The 1,324-nt window shown below is 72.1% G+C and carries 1 protein-coding gene and 1 pseudogene; both read right to left on the bottom strand.

What is annotated here, in order from left to right; translation table 11 throughout:
• Positions 1-227, bottom strand: a pseudogene (locus ACWJ6R_RS36465) (adenylyl-sulfate kinase); the annotation flags it as partial.
• Between the two features lie 78 nt (positions 228-305).
• Positions 306-1,022 (bottom strand): class I SAM-dependent methyltransferase, encoded by a 717-nt coding sequence (locus ACWJ6R_RS36460; protein ID WP_449066568.1) that lies wholly within the window; start codon positions 1,020-1,022, stop codon positions 306-308.
• Between the last annotated feature and the right edge of the window lie 302 nt (positions 1,023-1,324).

Genomic DNA, 1,324 nt, shown 5'->3' with positions numbered 1-1,324 from the left:
TCGCGCAGGGTGATCCGGTCGCCGGGGGCGGCCGGGTGGTCGCCGGGCAGCGCGAGCGTGACCGGGGCCGGCCACGGCGTGCCGTCGGCGAGCGTGCCGTGCTCGTCCACGGAGTGCGCGTCGGCCGGTCCCATGAAGCCCGTCAGCGGGTGGTAGGCGCCGGAGAGCAGCAGCTCCAGGTCGGCGAGCTCGCGGGCGTCGGGGGTCCACTCGAAGGGCGCCGTCATCTGCTCCACATTCCCGATCGACTTAGTCGGATATGGCCACTTTAGCCACTCCGGTTGTCCCACATCAACCGGTCCGGTTCAGAGCAGTCGCGTGAAATAGTCCTCCGGCTTGCGGATGATCATGGTGATCTCGTCGTGCGAGGCGGGGATGCGGCCGCGCGAGACGGCCTCGATCACCGAGCACGCGGCGCGCACCAGCGGCCGGTCGGCCGCCGGGCTGCTGGTCCCGAGGAACTCGTCGGTGACCACCAGCCCCCGGGTCAGGCAGTAGGCGTGGATGCCCTCCCGGGAGATGGACGGGCCGTACACCTTGGGCAGCGGCCCCGGCGTGCCCGCGGGGACGAGCTTGGGCCACAGCAGCCGCCGCAGCGGCCGCGGGGTCAGCCGGGCGCACGTGCCGTAGGCCGACTCCCGGTCCCGCATCCGCAGCAGCAGCAGCCCGTTCGGCCGCAGGCCCCCGAGCAGCCGGTCGAGCACGAGCTCGGGGTGCTCCAGCCGCTCCAGCAGGAAGGGCGCGTAGACCACGTCGAAGGCCCGGGGCGGCACCGGGATCGACCGCAGGTCGCCCAGCGCCCACGAGGTGAGGTCCCCCCGCGCCGAGGTGTTCGCCCGCACCACCGGGTGGTCCTCGTCGATCCCGATGACGCGGCTCTCCATCTCCAGGTTCAGCGGGTCGGGCCAGCCGCAGCCCGCGATCAGGACGTCGAGCCGGCGCCCGCGCCGCTCCGTCCACCGCTCCTGGATCCGTCGCTCGAAGAGGTCGCCCTGCGTGGCGACCGATCGCATTCCTCTCATATCACTTACAGTAGCTGATTGACTACGAATAGTCACATGACCCCCGATCGTTCCCGCGGCCCGGACCGGGGCAAGTAGTCTTGGACGCGCAACCCCCGTGTCCTGCGCGTCCGGGGGCCTTTCGTGTTGCCGTCGTGGGGGCTGTGGGCGATTTCAATGAGCCTTTCCGGACTGCTTGACCTCGTCGTGGCCGACCCGGCCCTGGCCTCCGTGCTGGCGGACGTGCGCCGGGGCGACCTGTCCGACGTCTCCCTCGTCGCGCCGCCCGCGCTGCGGCCCTTCGCCGCGGCCGCGCTGGCCGG

The organism is Planomonospora algeriensis (genome assembly GCF_977012225.1).
This window is presented reverse-complemented; position numbering and strand designations above follow the sequence as displayed.